The sequence below is a fragment of the Carboxylicivirga taeanensis genome, from assembly GCF_051851475.1.
Lineage (GTDB): Bacteria > Bacteroidota > Bacteroidia > Bacteroidales > Marinilabiliaceae > Carboxylicivirga > Carboxylicivirga taeanensis.
Genome location: NZ_JBPUSJ010000011.1, coordinates 1 through 22,028, shown reverse-complemented (window position 1 = coordinate 22,028; position 22,028 = coordinate 1). Strand labels below are relative to the sequence as shown.

Annotated in this window: 18 protein-coding genes; 13 read left to right on the top strand and 5 right to left on the bottom strand. The window is 42.0% G+C overall.

The features are described 5' to 3' along the window. Nucleotides 1–573 precede the first annotated feature (573 nt). From clpB to ACSX1H_RS14875, 3 genes are all read left to right on the top strand, one after another. On the top strand, nucleotides 574–3,159 hold the full coding sequence (clpB, locus tag ACSX1H_RS14885; RefSeq protein WP_439185018.1) for an ATP-dependent chaperone ClpB: 2,586 nt from the start codon (nucleotides 574–576) through the stop codon (nucleotides 3,157–3,159). Nucleotides 3,160–3,582: 423 nt separating this feature from the next. Continuing rightward, nucleotides 3,583–4,047 carry a hypothetical protein gene (locus ACSX1H_RS14880; protein WP_439185017.1) on the top strand — a complete coding sequence of 155 codons (465 nt, stop codon included), beginning with the start codon at nucleotides 3,583–3,585 and terminating at the stop codon, nucleotides 4,045–4,047. A gap of 101 nt (nucleotides 4,048–4,148) precedes the next feature. Next, the gene (locus ACSX1H_RS14875) at nucleotides 4,149–4,829 is read left to right on the top strand and encodes a hypothetical protein (RefSeq protein ID WP_439185016.1); all 681 of its coding nucleotides are present in this window, start codon (nucleotides 4,149–4,151) and stop codon (nucleotides 4,827–4,829) included. Here the strand turns inward: ACSX1H_RS14875 and ACSX1H_RS14870 are convergent. The 3 genes from ACSX1H_RS14870 to ACSX1H_RS14860 are packed head-to-tail and all read right to left on the bottom strand — an operon-like array spanning nucleotide 4,826 to nucleotide 7,199. Beyond that, nucleotides 4,826–5,626, bottom strand: coding sequence for a hypothetical protein (locus ACSX1H_RS14870; protein WP_439185015.1), 801 nt, complete (start codon nucleotides 5,624–5,626; stop codon nucleotides 4,826–4,828). The two genes, ACSX1H_RS14875 and ACSX1H_RS14870, sit on opposite strands and share 4 nt — an antisense overlap. A gap of 2 nt (nucleotides 5,627–5,628) precedes the next feature. After that, nucleotides 5,629–6,633, bottom strand: coding sequence for an NAD-dependent epimerase/dehydratase family protein (locus ACSX1H_RS14865; RefSeq protein WP_439185014.1), 1,005 nt, complete (start codon nucleotides 6,631–6,633; stop codon nucleotides 5,629–5,631). 59 nt (nucleotides 6,634–6,692) lie between these two features. Beyond that, nucleotides 6,693–7,199: a UpxY family transcription antiterminator gene (locus tag ACSX1H_RS14860; protein ID WP_439185013.1), complete on the bottom strand. Its 507-nt coding sequence runs from the start codon at nucleotides 7,197–7,199 to the stop codon at nucleotides 6,693–6,695. A 108-nt stretch (nucleotides 7,200–7,307) separates the two neighbouring features. Here ACSX1H_RS14860 and ACSX1H_RS14855 point away from each other — a divergent pair, with 108 nt between their 5' ends. The 8 genes from ACSX1H_RS14855 (at nucleotide 7,308) to ACSX1H_RS14820 (ending at nucleotide 15,088) form a co-directional block, all read left to right on the top strand. Beyond that, on the top strand, nucleotides 7,308–8,516 hold the full coding sequence (locus tag ACSX1H_RS14855) for a retropepsin-like aspartic protease (RefSeq protein WP_439185012.1): 1,209 nt from the start codon (nucleotides 7,308–7,310) through the stop codon (nucleotides 8,514–8,516). Between the two features lie 165 nt (nucleotides 8,517–8,681). Continuing rightward, a complete protein-coding gene (gene guaA / locus ACSX1H_RS14850; RefSeq protein WP_439185011.1) occupies nucleotides 8,682–10,211 on the top strand; it encodes a glutamine-hydrolyzing GMP synthase in 1,530 nt (509 codons plus the stop codon). Between the two features lie 105 nt (nucleotides 10,212–10,316). Continuing rightward, nucleotides 10,317–11,906 carry a S41 family peptidase gene (locus ACSX1H_RS14845; RefSeq protein WP_439185010.1) on the top strand — a complete coding sequence of 530 codons (1,590 nt, stop codon included), beginning with the start codon at nucleotides 10,317–10,319 and terminating at the stop codon, nucleotides 11,904–11,906. Between the two features lie 17 nt (nucleotides 11,907–11,923). Then, a complete protein-coding gene (gene pnuC / locus ACSX1H_RS14840) occupies nucleotides 11,924–12,532 on the top strand; it encodes a nicotinamide riboside transporter PnuC (RefSeq protein ID WP_439185009.1) in 609 nt (202 codons plus the stop codon). Continuing rightward, on the top strand, nucleotides 12,522–13,055 hold the full coding sequence (locus tag ACSX1H_RS14835; RefSeq protein ID WP_439185008.1) for an AAA family ATPase: 534 nt from the start codon (nucleotides 12,522–12,524) through the stop codon (nucleotides 13,053–13,055). The genes pnuC and ACSX1H_RS14835 overlap by 11 nt, the downstream gene beginning before the upstream one ends. 6 nt (nucleotides 13,056–13,061) lie before the next feature. Further along, on the top strand, nucleotides 13,062–13,985 hold the full coding sequence (locus ACSX1H_RS14830; RefSeq protein WP_439185007.1) for a serine O-acetyltransferase: 924 nt from the start codon (nucleotides 13,062–13,064) through the stop codon (nucleotides 13,983–13,985). A 157-nt stretch (nucleotides 13,986–14,142) separates the two neighbouring features. Continuing rightward, on the top strand, nucleotides 14,143–14,691 hold the full coding sequence (locus ACSX1H_RS14825) for a SiaB family protein kinase (RefSeq protein ID WP_439185006.1): 549 nt from the start codon (nucleotides 14,143–14,145) through the stop codon (nucleotides 14,689–14,691). Nucleotides 14,692–14,707: 16 nt separating this feature from the next. Continuing rightward, nucleotides 14,708–15,088, top strand: coding sequence for a DUF1987 domain-containing protein (locus ACSX1H_RS14820; RefSeq protein ID WP_439185005.1), 381 nt, complete (start codon nucleotides 14,708–14,710; stop codon nucleotides 15,086–15,088). A 45-nt stretch (nucleotides 15,089–15,133) separates the two neighbouring features. Here ACSX1H_RS14820 and ACSX1H_RS14815 read toward each other — a convergent pair whose 3' ends face one another. Together ACSX1H_RS14815 and ACSX1H_RS14810 are read right to left on the bottom strand one after the other, a co-directional pair. After that, a complete protein-coding gene (locus tag ACSX1H_RS14815; protein WP_439185004.1) occupies nucleotides 15,134–18,223 on the bottom strand; it encodes an ATP-binding cassette domain-containing protein in 3,090 nt (1,029 codons plus the stop codon). Nucleotides 18,224–18,265: 42 nt separating this feature from the next. Next, nucleotides 18,266–18,703, bottom strand: a complete 438-nt coding sequence (locus ACSX1H_RS14810) for a hypothetical protein (RefSeq protein ID WP_439185003.1) — start codon at nucleotides 18,701–18,703, stop codon at nucleotides 18,266–18,268. A 273-nt stretch (nucleotides 18,704–18,976) separates the two neighbouring features. Between ACSX1H_RS14810 and ACSX1H_RS14805 the strand changes: the two genes are divergently transcribed. Together ACSX1H_RS14805 and ACSX1H_RS14800 are read left to right on the top strand one after the other, a co-directional pair. Beyond that, on the top strand, nucleotides 18,977–21,115 hold the full coding sequence (locus ACSX1H_RS14805; RefSeq protein ID WP_439185002.1) for a S9 family peptidase: 2,139 nt from the start codon (nucleotides 18,977–18,979) through the stop codon (nucleotides 21,113–21,115). Nucleotides 21,116–21,609: 494 nt separating this feature from the next. Then, nucleotides 21,610–21,861 carry a hypothetical protein gene (locus ACSX1H_RS14800; protein WP_439185001.1) on the top strand — a complete coding sequence of 84 codons (252 nt, stop codon included), beginning with the start codon at nucleotides 21,610–21,612 and terminating at the stop codon, nucleotides 21,859–21,861. Nucleotides 21,862–22,028: the final 167 nt, after the last annotated feature.

Below are 22,028 nucleotides of genomic sequence, written 5' to 3'. Positions count from 1 at the left end.
TATGACGAAAATCATTTTTTTTAATATTTAATAACATTGAATTAATATTAAAGCAATTTTTGTATGTTTTGTTTTATAATGAAAGAGTATGTAGGTTGATTACTTTCAATTCGATATTATCAGGTTGATATTCTGTTAATGATAGATAGTGGTGCTTGTAGGGAGTTGTTCGTAGAAAGCTTTTTGGGCGTATTTTTATAAATGCTTATAGCGGGTAATGGTATTCTGGCTTATTTTTGATTGGATTAGCCAGTGTTCGGGCTGATCGGTGGGTAATTGGGTTGAAATAGAACAAATTGAATACCGGTCAAAAAGTAGCGCTATCTATAAAAGGAAAGAGATGTGCTTTCTATCTAAGTAAAGAGTGGCATAGGTATAGAAGTATTCCTTCATGAAAATGGGCTCCTATTGCAGTTATAATGGTTTTTGATGTTAACAGCATCTGCAATAATGACATTAAAATCAAGATAAATCAGACATATTGACTTGTTGTTGGGAGGAGAACTGGACAGACTGACCAATTGATTGCTGGGGCACAAGATTTGAAGCTCTCAGGTTATAAAAAATGAGACAATGAACTTTAATAACTATACCATCAAGTCGCAAGAAGCTGTGCAGCAGGCGCAGCAGATTGCCCAAAGTATGCAGCATCAGCAAATTGAGAATGCGCATATCTTAAAAGGCATATTTTTGGTTGATGAAAATGTGCTTCCTTTCTTACTAAGTAAATTAAGTGTAAATACTGCTGTTTTTCAACAAACGCTGGACAGCATTTTACAGAGCTTCCCAAAAGTTCAGGGGGGTGATATAATGCTTTCCCGCAAAGCGGGTGCAACGCTTAATGAAGCCAATGGTAAGGCCAAAAAAATGAAAGACGAGTATGTATCCATCGAGCATCTACTTTTGGCAATGCTGGAAGCTGGTGATGAGGCATCTCGTTTAATGAAAGATAATGGCATTACTCAGAATGATTTAAAACTGGCAATTAATGAGCTGCGAAAAGGTAAGAATGTAACCTCTCAGTCGCAGGAAGAAACCTACCAGTCGCTCGAAAAATACGCCCGAAACCTCAATAAATTGGCAAATGATGGAAAGCTGGATCCCGTTATTGGGCGCGATGACGAGATTCGCCGGATTCTTCAAATATTATCGAGAAGGACGAAGAATAATCCGATGTTGGTTGGTGAACCCGGAACCGGTAAAACGGCGATTGCTGAAGGTTTGGCGCACCGGTTGGTAAGGGGTGATGTGCCCGAAAATTTGAAGGATAAAATAATCTATTCGCTGGATATGGGGGCGCTGATTGCAGGCGCCAAGTACAAAGGAGAGTTTGAGGAGCGCCTCAAAGCTGTAGTGAAAGAGGTGGTTGCCGAAGAAGGCCGTATAGTGTTGTTTATTGATGAGATTCATACACTGGTTGGAGCTGGTGGTGGACAGGGGGCTATGGATGCGGCCAATATTTTAAAACCAGCCTTGGCTAGAGGTGAGTTGCGAGCTATTGGTGCCACAACTTTGGATGAGTTTCAAAAGTACTTTGAAAAGGACAAGGCTCTTGAGCGTCGTTTCCAAAAGGTAATGGTGAACGAGCCCGATAAAGAGAGTGCAATATCTATATTGCGAGGCATCAAAGATCGGTACGAAAAGCACCATAAGGTGCGCATTAAAGACGGAGCCATAATTGCGGCTGTTGAGCTGTCGCATCGGTATATCAGCGATCGCTTTTTACCCGATAAGGCCATTGATTTGATGGATGAAGCAGCCTCAAAGCTACGCTTGGAAATGAACTCTAAGCCCGAAGAACTGGATGTGCTGGACCGACGAATTATGCAGATGGAAATTGAGCTGGAGGCCATTAAGCGTGAAAATGATAAGGTGAAGATTGGTCAGATAAAAAAGGAGCTGGCTGATATTAAGGAGCAGCGCAATAGTATTTTTGCCAAATGGGAGTCGGAGCGTGGGGCGGCAGAGGAGGTGCAGGCCATTAAAACCCGCATCGATCAGTTTAAGCAGGAAGCAGATAAAGCAGAGCGTGATGGTAACTTCGGTTTGGTAGCTGAATTGCGCTATGGAAAAATAAAAGAGGAAGAAGAGAAGTTGGAGCGCGCGCAGGAAACGCTTAAGAACAATCAGGAGAATGCGCTGATAAAAGAAGAAGTAGACAGTGAGGATATTGCGGAAGTGGTGGCCCGATGGACTGGTATACCTGTGTCGAAAATGTTGAGTAGCGAGCGTGAGAAGCTATTGCGGCTTGAGGACGAGTTGCATAAGCGTGTGATAGGGCAGGAAGAGGCCATTGAGGTGGTGTCGGATGCAGTGCGTCGCTCGCGGGCCGATCTGCAGGATAGTCGTCGTCCTATTGGTTCATTTCTGTTTTTAGGAACAACTGGTGTTGGAAAAACAGAGCTGGCTAAAACCCTGGCCGATTATCTGTTTAATGATGAGAATGCCCTGACGCGTATTGATATGAGTGAATACCAGGAGCGCCATGCGGTGAGTCGTTTAGTGGGAGCGCCTCCCGGATATGTAGGCTACGACGAAGGAGGTCAGTTGACCGAAGCGGTGCGGCGAAAACCCTACTCGGTGGTTTTGCTTGATGAAATAGAGAAGGCGCATCCCGATACCTTCAATATTCTTCTGCAAGTGCTCGATGAAGGGCGTTTAACAGATAATAAAGGACGTGTAGCCGACTTTAAAAACACCATCATCATTATGACCTCTAATATGGGTGCTCACATCATTCAAAATAAGCTGGAAGGCATTGATATGAATGAGCGCATGACCATTGTTGAAGAGACGAAGCGTGAGGTATTGGCATTGCTAAAGCAAAGCATCAGGCCCGAATTCCTGAACCGTATTGATGAGGTGGTGATGTTTACGCCTTTGGATATGAACGAGGTAAAATCGGTGGTAGAGCTGCAAATGAATGCTCTGAAAAAGATGCTGGCTAAAAAGCAGATGAATATTGAGGTAAGTCCGGCTGCCTTGGATTACCTGGCCATTCAGGGCTACGAGCCGCAATTTGGTGCGCGTCCTGTAAAGCGGGTTATTCAACGATTGGTTCTTAATGAGTTGTCGAAGAAGATTCTAGGTGGTGAGGTGCAGCCAAATTCCACTATATTAATTGATAGTGTCGACAATAAACTGGTGTTTAGAAATTAAATGCAGAAAGGTTCGAATCATAGTGGTTCGAGCCTTTTTTGATTGAACACGCTGCACTACGGGTTTAATATTTTGCCCGTTCCAGGCAGGGATTTTGAGTTATCAGTGTCTGAACGTCACAGGGAACTTTTCTGGCTTCATCTGTTTTTATAAGTGTATCAATTTGATAACTTTACCATTCATAATTGGAGTTTTGCTTGTAAAAATCGATTGGTTTTTGGTGATCGATTATTTGACATGGTTGGAGTGTTAAAGTCTGAAACTGGCTTTTAGTTAGGTTGTTAATTAATCAAGCTTGACTTCTACTTTAGCAGATGTTGTGCTGTTTTCTTGATTGAACATGACATAATTGAGCTATGGAATAGGGGAGTATTGCCATAAAGCTTTTATCCCCTTTGTATTCTGCATGTAAATTAGATAGAAATGAGAATAATTAACTTGATTGAAATTCAGCCGGAATTGATTCCTCCCAAAGAGTATTTACGCTATCGCCAGTTTCAAAAGTTGGTCATAGAGCTGCAAAAGCGGGAGTTGCCATCTGTTGTTGTTGAGTATGTGAACGACAATATTCAGCTGGTAAATAATGCAATTGATAACAGGGTGGGGCTTAAAAAGCAGATCTATGTTTCCCAAAAAGCAATCATTAAGCTGTTGGAGAAAGAGTTGAAACTGGTGCCAAAGGGCTATTATCGGCACATATGGATGGTGCTTGGAATGGTGATTTTCGGTGTGCCTGTTGGTATTATTTGGGGAAAGCTGACTGATCATGTGGGGACCTTGGGTGTTGGGATTGGCGCTGGCATGGCTATTGGCATTGCCTTGGGCATTGCGCAGGATAAAAAAGCGGCTCGCGAAGGGCGTCAATTGGATGTTGATTACAGACCCTGAAGGTGGTGATTATGTAAAACCCATTGTTAAGCGGAACCCACAGGCATGATTAAAACTTACAGGAGAGTTCCAAATGGCAAATAAATAGCAAATGTAAACGCATGAAAGTATTCAATAAGGAGGAATTTGCCGAAGAGTTTATTGAGCAGTATGCCAAACGGGGCTTTGGTTCGATGAATAAAAATGACTTTGAAGTTTTGATCTTCCACTTACTCAGAAGATATGGCGACCTGAAAGATAAGACCAACTTTGAGATGAGCCTTGACTTGCAGCTTCCGGAAACCAAAGTACGGCGTCTGGCGTACGAAAGTGATCTGAAATACGGTCAAATGACCGAGGCAGCAATCAAGGAGGCCTTTTTTGCGATTGTGGCAAAATCGAAGTTACGGGTGGATTTAAGTAAGGTTGAGTTTGTTATTGAGAATAAGTTTATTCGCAGTACCATTGGCGCACAGCTCAAGAACCTGGGGCATTATGCCGATAGCTCATTTAATTCTGAGATTGTGCGCATCCACATCGAATCGTTTGTGGATTTGCTGGAGCACTACTATTCGCAGCCCAGTATCGCACGAATCGTTAAGGAATGTGAGCATGCGGTAAAAGTCGAAAAAGACGAAACCATCACCTTTAAACTCATTCTACGCAAGTTTTTAGAAGGATTGGCGACACAGTCGGGTAAAAAAGTTGTGGATTTGGGCACAACTTATTTTACCGGAGGTGTCGAGAATATTGGTCCTTTGGTTGAAAAACTCAAGGCTGTTTTTGGTAAAGTGCAGGCTTAACTGCTTGTAACCAGTAACTGACAGAACTGAACTTTTAAAATTTCGCTGTACAGCAGTTTGTCGCTCCAGGCATCTTCCCACTCAGGGTAAAGGGTTTGGGACGCAAACATTAAGGCATCCAGCTGCAAAACATTTTTTTTGTTGACAAAATACTCATACAGAGCCGTGTGTAGAGTCATCAACTCAAAGGAGTGGATGTTTGATCGTTTAAACAGCTCAGAGGCTTTTTGATTGTTTACCAAGGCATCAGTAATAAATGCTCCTTCCTTATTGAGCTTATTAACTTGCGCTTCCTTTTCCAGCTTTAGTAAAAGATCGTCAGGGTAGATGGATAATGCTTCATCCAACTGCTTCATAATTTTCGCAGGAGCCGTTTCCTGAAGTTCCAAAACAATAATTTTTATCAATGCTAAAAATGATAGTTCGGGATAACGGTTAGCCAGTTTCTTGATGTTGAGCTTTTGAAGGTCTTCCATATCGTCCATGGCATTCAGTACTTCATCAATCAGCTCGTCATGCTCTGGTATGCCACTGTTCATCGTTGATGGAATTGTGTCGTCATCTGTATCTACATCCCAGAAACGAAGCATGGAGTTGCGGGCTTCCATTACCTTCTCTAATCCATGCTGATTATAAAAAAGGCGTTTGGAAACATACAGGAGTTCTGTAGCGGCTTCTTCGTTACTACTGTCATTCAGCTCAATAAGCTCTTTAAAGCGCTCAATATCGTAGTGGCGCTCCTTTAAAGGTTCGTTATAGATGTAATCCTCAATGGGTAAATCGTCGTCGTACTGCATGTTTAATGTTGTGATCCGTTGTAGTATAGTTTGTACCAGTTGACAAACTGGTGTAGTCCTTCATCAATACTTGTCGAAGGCTTAAAATTGATGCGTTCTTCCAAAGCACTGATGTCAGCATAGGTTCTGAAAACATCGCCTTTTTGCATTGGCAGAAACTCTTTTATTGCTGTTTGGCCAATGTGCTTTTCAAGGGTGGTTATAAAGTCCATTAGTTTTACTGGCTGGTTGTTGCCAATGTTGAACAGGCGGTAAGGTTTGATTTTTTCTTCGTCAGTATCAAAAGGCAAGTCGATGAGCTTTTCAATGGCACAAACAATGTCATCCACGTAAGTAAAATCCCTTTCTAAATCGCCATTGTTATAAACCTGGATGGTTTCGTTGTTCAGAATTTTGCGCGTAAAAGAGAAGTAGGCCATATCTGGTCGCCCAAATGGGCCATAGACGGTAAAAAAACGAAGTCCGGTAACCGGAATTTTGTAGAGCTGGGCATAGCTGTGTGCCATCATTTCGTTGGCTTTTTTTGTGGCAGCATAAAGCGAAACAGGCTCGTTACATGGGGCTTGTGTGCTAAATGGAATGCTCTCGCTGTTGCCATACACAGAGCTGGATGAGGCATAGATTAAGTGTTGCACCGGGTAATGCCGGCAGGCTTCAAGTATATTGATAAAGCCAATCAGGTTGCTGTCAATGTATTTATATGGGTAGTCGATGCTGTACCTTACGCCGGCCTGCGCAGCCAGGTTGATGACCACTTCAAAGCCCTTGGTGGCAAAAAGGTTGTCTATTTCTTTTTTGTCACAAATGTCCAGCTGAATAAATTTGAAGTTTTCAAAGGAAGCTAGTTGTGATAATCGGTCTTTTTTAAGTTGGGGAGAGTAATAGTCGTTAATAGAGTCGATGCCGATTATAATAAGGCCACTGTTGCAAAGTTGCTTGCATAGATGATAGCCTACGAATCCGGCCGCACCGGTAACCAGTATCGGTTTTGTATTCGAGTTACTCATGGTTTGGTTACTTTTTAGGATGGATGATTTTTAACAATAGGAATAATCGATAATAGCTCTTAAACTTTTTTAAATGTTGCATTATCCAGGTTTACAACAAGAATAAACCCTATATGGTTGATGCGCAGTATTATTTTCTTATTTCCTTTAACATCCATCACTTCGCCCTCAACGCCTTCCAGCGGGCCGGAGGTAACGGTAATTTGCTGTCCTTTTTCGACCTGCCCGGCTTCAACGGTAAATTCCATTTGGTTTTCTATGGCACGCTTCATGGCCATGATGTCGTTATCTGGAATCACACAGGCTACTCCTTTATACGAAACATAGGCTACTACGCCGTTTACCTCAAAAACGCGCCGGTAGTCTGCTTGTGGAATCTTAATAAAAATATAGGAGCTTATCACCGGTGTTTCAACCCATTTTTTTCGATCGCTCCACTGTCTTAGAGTCTTTTTAAGAGGTAGATACGCCTCAATGCCCATGGTTGTAAGTTGCTCATGGACCTTCTTCTCTGCTCGCGATTTGGTATATAATGCATACCAGACTGATTCATTTTTTTTGCTCAAAACCTCGAAATTTTAAACGAATTTAATGAAAAAAATGAACTAAAAAATAATCATTTTTATGAAGCAAAATTTGCAACTATTACTTAACCTTGTGAAAAAGATGTAGATATGATTGCATCAAGCCAAATGCGAAATCTGGTGATTAAGCGATGCGTGATCGGAAGTATTTTCTTGATTTGCTTATCTGTAAGTGCACAGTTTAATGCCGGCCGGTTGGTCACTGAAAAATTTTACACGGAGATACCTTTTGAATATGTCCATAATAAAATTGTGATTGAAGCGACTATGAATGGGGTGAAGGGGCGCTATTTATTCGATACAGGGGCCATGTGTATCCTGTTTAAGGACAGTGCAGCGCATCAATTTGCCAAAAGCAGCGATATGCGTATTGGTGATGCAACGGGTAAAAAGCGTTGGGCACAGGTGGTGCAGGTGCCGCTGATTGAAGTCGGGGGGCTTGCATACGAAAATCTACCGGCTCTTTATGTGGAAACGTTTGAGGGGCCATTCAGATGCCTGGGGTATAAAGGGATTATTGGCAGTAACCTGCTGCGGTTTGGGGCTTTTAAGGTCGATTGGCAAAAAAGGAGGCTGATTATTGCCGATTCCTACCAAACATTGGGAGCGGGAAGCATGCTGTCGGCTAAGTTGTATGCAGATAAAAAGCAGAGTTCACCCTTTGTTAAAGTGAAAGTCAATGATAAGAATATCAAGTGGGTGTTGGTAGACACTGGCAGCGACGATTCGTTCTCTTTGTATGCCCCAACAGCGAGCTGGCTAATAAAGAAAGGGGTACTTGGCCAAGCCGACTACTCATCAACAGGGTCGAATTCTCATGGTGCGTGGGGAGCTGGACAACATGCGCGAAGCTTTTTTAAGGCATTGGACCTGGAAATAGGAAACACTTGGCTTACCAAAGTTAGTGTGGAGACAAGCAGTGGTAAGTCCAAAATAGGAATGAAACTACTCGAAAAGGGGAATTTTATATTGGATTATCCACAAAAGCGAATTTTCTTTGAAGAGCATAGCGATGACAGTCCTATAACAATTGAGGGCTTCGGGATTGATCTGATAATGCTGAACGAACAATTTCTAGTGAATGGCGTCTGGATTGGAACAGCAGCCGAAGCAGGAGGTGTTGAAAAAGGCGATGTGGTCGAAAATATTGAAGGGATGAACTTTTCGGATAAAACCATTTGCGAGGCCTTTCTGACTTTGAAAGAACTAACCCGAAACAGGCAGGAGCTCACCTTTTTTCTCCGTAAATCGGATGCGCAAGAAACCTATAAAATCACGCTGAAACGAATAAAGATTTGACGCATTGCCCCATTATAAACTCGCTATTATCCAATATTAAATCGTATATTTGCACAAAATTTTTCAAGTATAACTTTTGGTTACAGGCTTAGCAGGGAGAAGCTGTTGTTAGAAATGGTTTACTTCAGCAAGCTAGCTGTTTAACAAAAATAAAGGTGCAAATTAATGCAGGAAAAAATCATCATTCTGGATTTTGGCTCTCAGTATACGCAATTAATTGCCAGACGCGTACGTGAGATTAATGTGTATTGTGAAATTCATCCATTTAATAACTGTCCCGAGCTGGACGAGTCGGTTAAGGGGGTTATCTTAAGTGGAAGTCCTTATAGTGTGCGCGATGCGGAGGCACCAAAACCTGACTTAACTGCAATCAAAGGGAAAATGCCTTTATTAGGCGTGTGCTATGGAGCACAATACCTTTCACAGTTTTATGGCGGTGAAGTACAACCATCTAAAACACGTGAATATGGTCGCGCAAATCTTCATTATGTTGACAGTTCAAGTGAGTTGCTGCAAGGAGTGAGTGATCACTCACAGGTGTGGATGTCGCATGGCGATACCATTGTTAACCTGCCTGAAGGATACAACATCATTGCAAGTACAAAAGATGTAAAAGTAGCCGCTTACAAGGTTGATAATGAGCTGACCTATGGAATGCAGTTCCATCCGGAAGTGTATCACAGTACGGAAGGGTCTCAGATACTTAAAAACTTTGTTGTTGGAGTGTGTGGTTGTCAGCAAGATTGGACGCCTGATTCATTTGTGGAAACAACCGTTGCTGAACTGAAAGAAAAACTTGGCAACGACAAAGTCGTTCTCGGATTGTCGGGAGGTGTAGACAGTACTGTTGCAGGAGTGTTACTGCACAAGGCTATTGGTGAAAACCTTACTTGTATCTTTGTAGATAACGGTTTGTTGCGTAAGAATGAGTTCGAAGCTGTTCTGGATTCATACAAACACATGGGGCTTAATGTGATTGGTGTTGATGCGAAGAAAGAGTTTTTAGGCGAATTGGCAGGTGTGTCAGATCCTGAAACAAAGCGCAAAATCATCGGTCGCGTCTTTATTGAGGTATTTGATGCCGAAGCACACAAAATAAAGGATGTTAAATGGTTGGCACAAGGAACTATCTATCCTGATGTGATTGAGTCCATATCAGTTAACGGCCCTTCTGCAACCATTAAGTCTCACCATAACGTAGGCGGTTTGCCCGAAGAGATGAACCTGAAAGTGGTTGAGCCGCTTAATTTGTTGTTTAAAGATGAGGTGCGTCGTGTTGGTCGGGCCATGGGTATTGACGATAGCCTTCTGGGCCGTCATCCTTTCCCGGGACCAGGATTAGCGATTCGCATACTGGGTGATATTACCGCTGAAAAAGTGGCTCTATTGCAGGAAGTAGACCATATATTTATTCAAGGACTAAAAGATAGTAACCTGTACGATCAGGTTTGGCAGGCAGGCGCTATGTTATTGCCGGTTCAGTCTGTTGGTGTAATGGGCGATGAGCGTACCTATGAGAAGGTAGTGGCCTTGCGAGCTGTGACATCAACCGATGGAATGACTGCCGACTGGGTGCATCTGCCATACGACTTCCTGGCCAAAGTATCCAACGATATTATCAATAAGGTGAAAGGGGTGAATCGCGTAGTGTATGACATTAGCTCTAAGCCACCTGCGACTATTGAGTGGGAATAATTAGGCGTAATAAGATTTTACAAGGCCGGCAGGAACTTTTTCTTTCCGGCTTTTGTTTATATATATAGTTTAGTTGCATTTTTGATTGGATATTAAAAGACTGACATGATGAGAAGAATATTTTTTATAGCCACAATTATAAGCTGGGTATTTGTGCAAGGGGGGCATGCTCAGGTATTTGATAAAAATATCCAAAAGCTGCAACTGACCTATCAACTGATAAATTCTTTGTATGTTGATTCCGTTAATGGCGAAAACCTGGTTGAAGAGGCCATTGTTGGAATGCTAAAAAGTCTCGACCCCCATTCGGTATATATTTCGGCTGATGAAGTGGCTGCCATGAATGAGCCATTGGATGGAAGCTTCGAAGGTGTAGGAGTCCAGTTTAATATCATGGATGACACCTTGTTGATTGTTAATCCGGTTATTGGTGGTCCTTCCGAGAAAGTTGGCATACGGGCCGGTGATCGAATTATTGGCATCGATGGCGATAATGTAGCGGGCATCGGTATTAAAAACAGCGATGTATTTAAATACCTGAGAGGTAAGAAGGGCACTAAAGTTAACTTAACCATTCAGCGACGAGGAACAAAAGGAGACTTGGAATTTGTAGTGGTTCGTGATAAGATACCTCTGCACAGTGTTGAAGCTGCTTATATGGCCACCTCAAAAACAGCTTATGTAAAAATTTCCCGCTTTGCGCTCAATACGCACGAGGAGTTTATTGAAGCCATCAAGGTACTTAAAGAACATGATTTTGAAAACCTGATTCTCGATTTGCGTGGTAATGGAGGCGGTTACTTGAAGGCAGCCATCGATATTGCCGATGAACTGATTGATGAAGATAAATTACTGGTTTATACACAAGGAATTAATAGTGCCAGGCGCGAGCATCAGGCCCGTAAAAAGGGTGTGTTCGAGAAAGGCAACTTAGTGGTGCTGATCGACGAAGGTTCTGCATCCGCCAGCGAAATTGTTTCAGGCGCTGTGCAAGACTGGGATCGCGGACTGGTAATAGGTCGTAGGAGTTTTGGTAAAGGATTGGTGCAACGTCCGTTTGATTTCCCCGATGGTTCCATGGTTCGCTTAACCATCGCCAAATATTATACGCCCGCCGGACGATGTATTCAGAAGGATTATGAGGATGGTGTGGATGCGTATCATAATGAACTCGGCGAGCGTTACCTGCACGGTGAATTGTCTAATGCCGATAGCATTCATTTTGATGAGGCTTTGGAGTTCAGAACCAAAGTAGCCGGACGAACAGTGTATGGTGGAGGTGGAATTATGCCCGATGTATTTGTTGCCGTTGATACCAGTATGTACTCCGATTATTACCGCGATTTAATTGCTAGTGGGTCTGTCAATCGAATGGTGTTAAACTATGTTGACCAGAATCGGCAGCAACTGGCTGAACGTTATACCAGCTATTCAGATTTCGAGCTAGAGTTTGAATTAGATAGCGCGGTTGTTCAACAACTTATTGATGAGGGAAGTACTGCCGGAATAGAATATAATGACGAGCAGTGGGGGGTGTCCAAGCCATTGGCTGTGGTTCAATTAAAAGCTTTAATCGCCCGCGATTTATTTACGCCATCGGAGTATTTTCAAATGATTAATCCAATTTCGGAGGCTTATCAAAAAGCAATAGAGATTGTTGAGTCTAAGCGGGATTATACCCAATTCCTTAAATAATATTTGCTCACACACCAATGAACGAATTTTTTACGCAGTATGGACTGGAAGTTGCTGGAACAGTAGCTTCCTTGGTCTATCTAATATATTCTATTAGAGAAAATGCCTGGCTTTGGCCCTGGGGTATTCTTGCTTCCGCCGTATCAATTGCCGTTTTTTATCAATCGGCCTTATACGCCGATATGGGGTTGCAGTTTTATTACGTGATTATTAGCGCCTATGGCTGGTGGTATTGGTTAAGTGGTAGAGGTAATGCGACGGATAATTATATAGCGATCAAAGCAATTAGTCAGTCGCTGTTTTTTAAATTGATACTAATTGGGGCAATAATCTACGCAGCGTTGTTGGTGGTTTTGCTCAATGTGCCGGCCATGGTAAATATTGCGAGTTCAGATATGCCATACCTTGATTCATTTACCACAGCCGCATCCATTATTGCCACCTGGATGTTGGCCCGAAAATACATCCATCACTGGGTATTTTGGGTGTTGATTAATTCGGTATCGATGGGTATGTATCTTTATAAAGGATTGTATTTTTACAGCTTTTTGTTTTTTGTGTATACAATCGGTGCGGTCATCGGATTTTTTGAGTGGAAACGATTAATGGCAAAGCATGCAGAGTAATAAGCCGATTGTCATTGTTTTCACGGGTCCCGAATCTACAGCAAAATCAACCTTATCCAAACAGGTGAGTGCTGCTTTTGATGGGATGTGGATACCGGAGCATGCCCGCGAATATGTGGAGCAGCTCAACCGACCATATACGTATGAGGACGTGATTGCTATTGCGAGGCAGCAAATTGAGGCCTACGAAGCAGCTATGCGATCGGGTAAGTCGGTGGTTGTGTTTGATACTTTTCTAATTATCACCAAGGTGTGGTTTACCGAAGTGTATCAAAAGGTGCCTGATTGGTTCGAAAGTAAGCTGAAGGATTTAAAGGTTGATCTGCATCTGCTGTGTTATCCCGATATACGATGGGTGGCCGATGGGGTGCGGGAGAATGAGCATAAGAGGAACTACCTGTATGAGCAATACAAATTCGAGTTGGAAAACTATGGGTTGGCCTATCAGGTGGTTAAAGGAGAAGGTGATGAACGTATTTGTCAGGCAATTAGCTATGTAAACAATTTACTATTAAAACCATAATTAGCAATGACCACTAACCATTTCTCAAAAATTAAAAAAGCCATTGATGCATTATCCATGGAGCAAAGCTATAAAGGGGTTTGCCATCCGCACTTTAAGGACCACCAAATGCCCTCCATTAATGCACTGGAAAAAATTGTGAACTTATCGCGTGAGGTCCTGTTCCCGGGCTATTATGACGATAGTGCTATCCGCCCGGATAGTGTCAGGTATTACATTGGTGTCAATACCGAAAACCTGCATGCATTGCTGGTCGATCAAATATTTGCAGGCTTGTGTTTTATGTGCGAGCAGCCCGAAAAGTTTGATTTGAGTGAACGAAAAAGTATTGCTCATGAATATGCCATTCAGTTTATCTGCAAGCTTCCTGAAATTCGGAGGGTGTTGGTTACAGATGTGGAAGCTGCTTTTTTAGGCGACCCAGCTGCTAAAAGCAGAGGTGAAGTTATATTTTGCTATCCGGCCATCCGAGCCATTACGAACTATCGCATTGCTCATGCTCTATTGACCATTGGCGTTCCCTTAATCCCGCGTATGATTAGTGAGATGGCCCACTCCGAAACTGGCATTGATATCCATCCGCGGGCAACCATTGGTGAGTATTTCAGTATCGATCATGGAACGGGTGTTGTTATTGGTGCTACTTCCATTATTGGGAATAATGTGAAATTGTTTCAGGGAGTAACGCTGGGGGCCAAAAGCTTTCCGCTCGATGAAAACGGCAATCCAATTAAAGGTATTCCCCGGCATCCGATTATTGAGGATGATGTGGTGATTTATGCGCAGGCTACTATTTTGGGGCGCATTACTGTTGGAGCTGGCTCGGTGATTGGTGGTAATGTGTGGGTCACCAATTCTGTGGCACCCAATTCAAAAATAGTGCAGTTCAAACCTCGTGATGCTGTGTATACCGAGGGTGGTGGTATCTAAAATAATCAGTGAAAAGCAGGTATTTATCCGCGCTATTCAGGTCTTTACCAAATATCTTAAGCAAATTAAAGAAAAATCCCTTTTTTAATGTAAACTTGTAATTAAACAAAGGGTATTATTATTTTTCTATATTTGTAGGTAATTAAGACCATTGAAAATGGCATTTGATTTAAAGAACTGGTATCTAGAAAAGAAGCAAGGAGATGTAATTCTGGAATACAACGGAAGTATTACGCCAGAACTGATTTCTGAAGCTTTGCAGTCCATTGAAAACAGTTTGAACATGAAAAATGAAAAAAATCGTGTTCGTAAAAAGGTTTACAATGTGTTTGTTGAAAGCCTGCAAAATCTATACCACCATGTTGATTTGCCACCTTCAACGGCGCCTGTTGAGCAAACGAGTAGCTTTGGCATCATTATTTTAAGTAAAGATGGCACCTTCTACCGTATTTCAACCGGCAATTTTGTAAAAAAGGAAAAATTAAATTACATTAAAGACCGAATTGACCAGGTTAATTCTCTGTCAGATGAAGAAGTTCGGATGTTATACAGAGATATACTCAACAATGATGAGTTTTCTGAAAAAGGAGGGGGAGGCTTGGGAATGCTCGACATTGTGAGGAAAACAGGTAATAAGTTAGAATATTATTTTTATCAATTTGATGATGAATACATCTTCTTCTCGCTAGATGTATACATTAGTTAACCGTATAGCTACCAGTATGGAAACAATAATTCGTGAAGGAAGTCCTAAAACACCATTTGTAAGACTGGATGGAGAAAAAGGAGTAGTTGAAATAAAGGGGCGTTCTATTCCAGAAAATTCTGTTGAGTTTTATAAGCCAATTATCGATTGGTTAGATAAATTTGGAGATGCGCCTTCTGAAGAAACAAACGTGAATATTCAACTGGAATACTTCAATACCAGTTCTTCAAAATGCATATTAGATATTTTTAAACGGCTTGAGTTGATCCATAAAAAAGGACATCCGGTTGAAATCAATTGGTATTACGAGGAGGATGATGAAGATATGTTTGAAGCCGGGGAAGACTACCAGTCCATTATTAATATTCCGTTTAAGATGATTGAAATGGAAGAATAAGGAACGACCGTAATTATGAAATATTTGAAGGGCTGAGTAAAGTGATTACTCAGCCTTTTTTCGATCTCTAAAATACCAGATAAGCCTGGTTCGAAGCGATAGTAAACCCGGTAGAGCTCTTGTGTAAAGTGTTATAAAAAGTATCAGATTGATAAGCCATATGACGCCCATATTAGCAGCGTAGGTGTCTATACGAGAAGTCCCAATAGGTTTGGTGGGCGACAAAAAATGAGCTTTAATAAATCTACCTTCCGGATCCTGAAAAATTGGGTCAAGTTTTTGCCACAGCTCACCATCGTATTCAATTATTTTATTGGAAAAAAAGTTGTTCGAATTGGTGACGAAGCGCTCAAGTGCATCATTGTGATAGGTGCTTTTAGCATTCAGGTAACTAATCCGATCGGCCTGACTGCTGGTATGTTGTTTTGTTTTGTGGTCCAAACGATTATCAGCTTCGTTGTATAAGGCCTTATAATACTCTGTAAGATAGGTAATGTAAGTTTTTACTGAGTCCAGATTAGTTTTATGTATTGTGTGATTCAATAAGGTTAAACCAACTGCTCGTTCGGGATAGAGTCGATGGTGTTTTTTTAATTCCTTGTTAATCAGATTTACGGAATAACTAAGTGTCTGTGTCGATTCCTGCACATGTTCGCTCTGAAGAGCGATTACCTTTTGCAGGTGGTTTTCCAGGGCCGGAATCCAAAACTCTTTCCGGTATTTAGCCTGGCTTTTAAGTTTTTCGTAACTGTAAAATTGGCTGTCGAATTTATTATCGGTATACTGCGTTACAGCGAGTGCTTCAAATGCCCACCGGGCTGTTATAATTTCGCCATAAGCCGGTATGCGTGCAGGACTTGATAGATTGGGATTTAATCGATCAAAGCTAATAAACACTCCGCTCAGGATTAGTTGTGGAATGATTAAAAAAGGGATAATGATATAGATGTTGACCGTTTTTTTAAAGGTATCGGAGATGTTCAGACCCAAAAGGTTAGCAAAAACAGAGCTGCTAAACAGGATGAGCCAATAGGGAAGAAACATGCCTTTAAGAGCGATAATAGAGTTGCCAACCAGCACGAAAAGAGCTGATTGAATGGCTGATATTCCTCCTAAAATGAGTAGTTTAGAAAGCAGGTAGCTTAAGCGGCTGAGCTTTAAAAACGATTCTCGCCGTTTAATTTTTCGGTCATTAATGATTTCTTCAGCACTGACCGTTAAGCCCACAAACAGCGCGATGATCACTGAAATGATAATATAAACCGTAATATTGGGGTTTTTAGAAAAGCTGTAAACCGATTCGGTAGCATTATCGACATCGTAATACCGTATGATAGAGGCCAGTAGAAGAGCCAGTACCGGTGTTTCGAGCAAGTTGATTAGTAAATATTGCTTGTTGGCCAGCTTAGAAGCAATGTCTCTTTTCATAAAAATGAAAAGCTGCTTCAACCGCCTGGGAATTTGAAAGCTTATTGGGGGCAGCGTGCTTTTATTGGCTGCCGGTGGCTCATGCGATTCCCATCCTTCATGAAAAAGGTCATACCACTCTTTCGGATCAACGCGTCTGGTCTGAGTGAAATTACCATATTCATCCAGTATCTGCGAATTAATGATGTTCAGAATTTGTTCTACGTTCACGTTCCCACAAGACGGGCATTCGCTTTCATCCCGGTTGGCATGGTTGATACATGCTTTAAAATAGTTGACGCTCTCCACCGGATCGCCATTGTAAATGAGGTATCCACCCGTATCCAATACCAATAGTTGGTTAAACATTTTAAATATGGCTGATGAGGGCTGATGGATGACCACAAATACGAGTTTACCTCGGATGGATAATTCCTTAAGTAAGTCAATAATGTTGTCGGAATCGCGCGACGATAACCCAGATGTTGGTTCATCAAGAAAGAGGATGGAGGGTTCCCTGATTAGCTCAAGGGCAATGTTAAGTCGCTTGCGCTGTCCTCCGCTAATCTTTTTATTCAGCGGACTGCCGACCTTCATAAACCGGATTTCGTAAAGTCCCAGGCTTCTTAAAAGCTTTAATACTTTTCGTTGTACAGCCTGCTCTGTCAGGTTATCAAAACAGAGCTTAGCATTGTAATAGAGGTTCTCATATACGGTGAGATCTTCCATTAATAGATCATCCTGGGCAACATAGCCAATAAGGCCTTTCGCTTTATCCAGATTCTTATGAACATCAACATCATTAATAAAAACCTGTCCTTTGGTAGGGGCATTAATTCCGCTTAAAACATTCACCAGGGTGCTTTTTCCTGCGCCGCTGGAGCCCATAATGCCTACCATCTTGCCTGACTTGGCGGCAAAGGAGGTTCTATGAAGACCTATTGCCTTCTTGCTAAAATGGTACTCGACATCCACACACCTGAAATCGACCTCATGATCCTTATTGTCAGTCATGAACTGACTAAAAATATCACTGTAAAAGATGGTATCGATAAGTTTGTTTCGCAGAGAGCTGCCCGGGTTGAGTATTTGAACGCGCCCCTCGCTAATCAGTTGCCCGTTCATGGTTAGATCCATATTTCCGCTAAACCTGAATGCGAATAGGTTAACCGATTTTAGATGGATGACCCGCAGTTCGCCTTTTAAGCCGTCCCAGAATAAGTGCCTGAAAGGTGTTCGTTCCTGCTTTGGGTAGTTGTCAACTATAAGCAAGTTGGCGTCATCAGGCAGCTCATTAAATGGGCTGGTTACGAATTTGATTATGGAAAGGTATTCGTCCTGAGGAATATTAAAGGTTTGCGCAACGGTTTCAATAAACTCCCGTTCGTAGTCGCTCATTCCCACATCAATATTCAGGAATTCAATAAGCTGAATGAGGACAATCAGTTTTTGATAATAGGTAAGGGCATCGTTAATGCCCGTAGCTATTTTAAGTACTTTTACCGAGCTGGCGGCATAGCGTTTGTTAAACTTTTCTTTATTGGATAAGCGCTGTTCATGCTCCTCCTGCAGCGTGTCAAACAACTGCAGATATTCTTCTACAAGTCGGCTGTTGAGTTGCTGATTGAGAAAGGACTTAACAATGGTCCGGCGCGATTTAATTTCAGTTCTGGGAAATGCGATGAGCGCAAATAGCTGTATTAGGGCTTTTAATATTTCTTCGCTCATACCACTCGTTCAAACGGACTGTTATGCCTTATAAAAAACTGATTAATTAAAAGCTTCCAGGCTCTTAAAGCCGATCATTAGCATGGCTATGCCAGATGTCGATTTTTCTGGATTGAGCCTTGCTTCAACAATGCACTCCAGCGATCCTTCGACTTTAAAATCCCAGGAGCTGGCCGCCTCAAACTGTTCGTTTGAAAAAAGAAGATTGCGCTCTTTGTCGTAAATAGAGAATAATATGTTGTTTTCTTCGTGGCTACAGGCGACCACGCGGTACATGCTTCCAGAAAAAAAGGTTGTGTGAAATTCAGCAACTTCAGAGCCTGTTAGAAAAGCCCTGAAAGGTTGACCACTGGCGACAAACGGAGACCTAAGCTGGTCGATGCAGTTAGTGAATAACACGTCTTCTTGCGAATTAAGTTTTACCGGTGCTAATACAGCGATAATGGCGACTAACAAGAAAATAATTGAGTGTTTCTTCATTTTATAAGTGCTTTATCGAGGTTTAATAGGTTCAAAATTTTCAGAAAGATATTTAAAAGTTACCAATAAATGGGAGTGATGAATCAAAAAAAGCAAAAAATGTTGCCGTACAGGCCAGCTAAAATTGCATTTGATTTAGCTACCAATCAACACTTTCTGAAAAACATTTACTTTTCTCATTGTTTAATATGTAATTATTTGCCACTTATGCATGTTCAACGCTTAGTTGTAACGAGCATTACATGGCATTATCACAACAATAAATACTTACTGATGAAAAAACAAATATTATTATTATTTCTTGTTGGAATTACGTTATTATCGGCAAAGGGGCAATTGTCGCTTGAAGATGTAATTCACGGCGGAAAAACGTTTTACAATTATTATCCTCGTGCTTTAAACGTTGAGTTTAGAGGAGAAGCAAGTGAGCTGGTTTATCAGCGCAATGATTCGGTGTTTGTACAGACAATAAAGAGCAGTCAACAGTCTTTTCTGTTCGATTTAAACGAGCTCAATACTATCCTAAAAGAAGGAAAGCATGCAACATTGAAAAGAATGCCTTCTCTCAAGTGGAAAACAGCTAATAAGGTTTCGTTCAGCACAGCCGACGGGTATTATACTGTTGATTTAAAAAACAAACAGGTAGTGGCGTTTGCAGGTCGCGAGCAGGGCGGACAAAACTATGATTTGAGCCACGGTGCTGAAAGGGTGGCCTATACAGTAGGGAACGATTTGTACATCAGGTCGGGACATGAAACTCCGGTATTTGTTGCCGGAAAGGAAGGGGACGATGTGATTTTCGGGCACACGGTTCACCGGAATGAATTCGGCATTAACAAGGGTACATTTTGGTCGAATAATGATGAGGCATTGGCTTTTTACCGCGAAGATAACTCCATGGTAAGTGACTATCCTCTGGTTAATGTGGCTGAGCGGGTTGCTAAACTCGAAAATATCAAATATCCAATGGCCGGCATGACCAGCCATCAGGTGAAAGTAGGCGTATACAACCTGGCTACCCAAAAAATCGTTTACTTAAAAACTGGCGAACCGGCAGACCGCTTCTTCACAAATATTTGCTGGACACCAGACGACCGGTATCTTTTGGTGGCAGAGTTGAACAGGGAACAAAATCATATGCAACTGAAGAAATATGAGGCTGCTACAGGAGAGTTCGTGTCTATGCTCTTCGAAGAAAAAGACGACAGGTGGACTGAGCCGCAGCATCCGGCTCTTTTTATTCCCAATAAAAAAGGCGATTTTATCTGGCAATCCATGAAAGACGGATACAACCATTTATACGTCTATTCAATCGACGGGCAGTTAAAAAAGCAACTGACTAAAGGCGAATGGGAGGTCACTAAGGTATTGGGTTTTGATCGGTCGGCCAGGTACATTTTTATTGAGTCTACAAAAGAGGAAGCTTTGGAACGCCATGTTTATAAAGTGAGTTTATCGTCAGGTAAGATGACGCGGGTCACAACAGAAAAAGGTGTTCATAAGGTGAAGGTTAGCCCTGATGGGCGTTATGCAATTACCACTTTTTCATCACTCAATGTACCTTCCAAAACCAATCTTAAAGATACGCAGGGCCGCCTGATAAGAACACTGCAGGTAGTGGATAATCCTTATAAAACCATTGAAACAGGAAAGGTTGAACTACTAAAACTTAAAACCAAAGATGGACAATTCGACCTCAATGCACGCGTGGTGTTACCTGTCGACTTTGATCCGGCTGAAAAATATCCTGTTATTGTGTATGTATACGGAGGTCCACATTCACAGTTGGTACAGAATAAGTGGATGGGTGGTGCCCGCGGATGGCAGCTCTATATGGCGCAAAAGGGTTATATTGCCTTTACGCTCGATAACAGAGGCACAGCCAACAGGGGTAAGGCTTTCGCGCAGGCTATTCATCGCCAGTTAGGGCAGTTGGAGGTTGAAGATCAAATGCAAGGCATTGCCTACCTAAAGTCTTTGCCTTATGTGGATGCTGAACGTATTGGGGTGCATGGTTGGAGTTATGGTGGATTTATGACTATCTCGATGATGACGCAACATCCTGAAGTATTCAAGACCGGAGTAGCGGGCGGACCCGTGATCGACTGGAAATACTACGAAATAATGTATGGCGAACGCTACATGGATATGCCCCAGGAAAATCCGGAAGGCTATGAAAAGGCCAACTTAAACAGTAAAGTGAAAAATATCAATGGACGCCTATTGGTTATTCATGGAGCCATCGATCCGGTGGTGGTTTGGCAGCACAGTCTGACTTTTGTTCGGGAGTGTGTTAAAAATCGGGTACAAATCGATTACTTTCCTTATCCGCGCCATGAGCACAATGTGCTTGGTAAGGACCGCATTCACCTAATGGAAAAGGTAAGCCGATATTTTGATGATTTTTTGTAAATATTGACTAAGAATAGAGTATGAAGAGGCTGTCCCAAAAGGGCGGCCTCTTTTGTGTGTGCCGTGCATGGTAAATTACTAGATGGTGCAAGTCCATTGTAGGGGTTTGTAGTAGCCAACCACTAGCTTAAGGCAAGGGTGCTTATCGCGAGATATAACCTGAAGATTATTTGCGATTGAATAATGAGCAAATACCCGGCAAAATTCCGACCCAAGGAACACACACATTATCAGGTATATCCGTTGGGATGAGTTTGCGCAACAAAACGAAGTCCAAATACTACACGGGCAATGGCTTGTAAATGATGTGGGTACATGGAATGAAAGTAATTTACCTTACCACGGGAGGTCTCACAAACGTGTTGAAACAAAAGTATGAAACACGGTCGAAAAAGGTTGGTTGTGAGAAGTCAGCAGAGGTCATAGTACCTCGTTTTTTTTAAAAACGAGAGAAGGACTGAACTTCAATCGACAGTATTAACGGCTGTTACCAAATGAAAGGATTAGAACAGAAAATATCGAAAGATACCTCTTTGCAGGAGGTAGGTGCGGAACACCGAGGCAGTACAAAAGGGTTTACTTCTATTTGGATAACTGAAAACAATACTGTAGCACTCCCCGAGGAAGATGGTTTATTAGGTCAGGTTTTGAACCCTTATAATCTAAACAAGGCTTATTTGCAGGTCTGTAGGAATAAAGGGAGTCATGGAGTTGATGGAATTAAAAAGTTAAGGGGGGTTGCTTGAGTGGCAGCCCTTGCTGCACGTTGATAATGCCGGCTTGAATAGTTGCTTTCTGAAAAGCATCAAGACACTTTCTGAAAAGTATCAAGACACTTTTTGAAAAGCATCAAGACATTTTTTGAGAAGTATCAAGACACTTTTTGGCGAACTTCTAATAGTCCGATTCTTGC

What these genes read in the sequence shown, in the direction of transcription:
- ACSX1H_RS14880 (WP_439185017.1), top strand. Translation starts at nt 3,583, where the DNA reads ATGAGAATAATTAACTTGATTGAAATTCAGCCGGAATTGATTCCTCCC.
- clpB (WP_439185018.1), top strand. Translation starts at nt 574, where the DNA reads ATGAACTTTAATAACTATACCATCAAGTCGCAAGAAGCTGTGCAGCAG.
- ACSX1H_RS14800 (WP_439185001.1), top strand. Translation starts at nt 21,610, where the DNA reads ATGAAAGGATTAGAACAGAAAATATCGAAAGATACCTCTTTGCAGGAG.
- ACSX1H_RS14835 (WP_439185008.1), top strand. Translation starts at nt 12,522, where the DNA reads ATGCAGAGTAATAAGCCGATTGTCATTGTTTTCACGGGTCCCGAATCT.
- ACSX1H_RS14815 (WP_439185004.1), bottom strand. Translation starts at nt 18,223, where the DNA reads ATGAGCGAAGAAATATTAAAAGCCCTAATACAGCTATTTGCGCTCATC.
- ACSX1H_RS14870 (WP_439185015.1), bottom strand. Translation starts at nt 5,626, where the DNA reads ATGCAGTACGACGACGATTTACCCATTGAGGATTACATCTATAACGAA.
- ACSX1H_RS14875 (WP_439185016.1), top strand. Translation starts at nt 4,149, where the DNA reads ATGAAAGTATTCAATAAGGAGGAATTTGCCGAAGAGTTTATTGAGCAG.
- ACSX1H_RS14820 (WP_439185005.1), top strand. Translation starts at nt 14,708, where the DNA reads ATGGAAACAATAATTCGTGAAGGAAGTCCTAAAACACCATTTGTAAGA.
- ACSX1H_RS14845 (WP_439185010.1), top strand. Translation starts at nt 10,317, where the DNA reads ATGATGAGAAGAATATTTTTTATAGCCACAATTATAAGCTGGGTATTT.
- ACSX1H_RS14865 (WP_439185014.1), bottom strand. Translation starts at nt 6,633, where the DNA reads ATGAGTAACTCGAATACAAAACCGATACTGGTTACCGGTGCGGCCGGA.
- ACSX1H_RS14810 (WP_439185003.1), bottom strand. Translation starts at nt 18,703, where the DNA reads ATGAAGAAACACTCAATTATTTTCTTGTTAGTCGCCATTATCGCTGTA.
- pnuC (WP_439185009.1), top strand. Translation starts at nt 11,924, where the DNA reads ATGAACGAATTTTTTACGCAGTATGGACTGGAAGTTGCTGGAACAGTA.
- ACSX1H_RS14825 (WP_439185006.1), top strand. Translation starts at nt 14,143, where the DNA reads ATGGCATTTGATTTAAAGAACTGGTATCTAGAAAAGAAGCAAGGAGAT.
- ACSX1H_RS14855 (WP_439185012.1), top strand. Translation starts at nt 7,308, where the DNA reads ATGATTGCATCAAGCCAAATGCGAAATCTGGTGATTAAGCGATGCGTG.
- ACSX1H_RS14805 (WP_439185002.1), top strand. Translation starts at nt 18,977, where the DNA reads ATGAAAAAACAAATATTATTATTATTTCTTGTTGGAATTACGTTATTA.
- ACSX1H_RS14830 (WP_439185007.1), top strand. Translation starts at nt 13,062, where the DNA reads ATGACCACTAACCATTTCTCAAAAATTAAAAAAGCCATTGATGCATTA.
- guaA (WP_439185011.1), top strand. Translation starts at nt 8,682, where the DNA reads ATGCAGGAAAAAATCATCATTCTGGATTTTGGCTCTCAGTATACGCAA.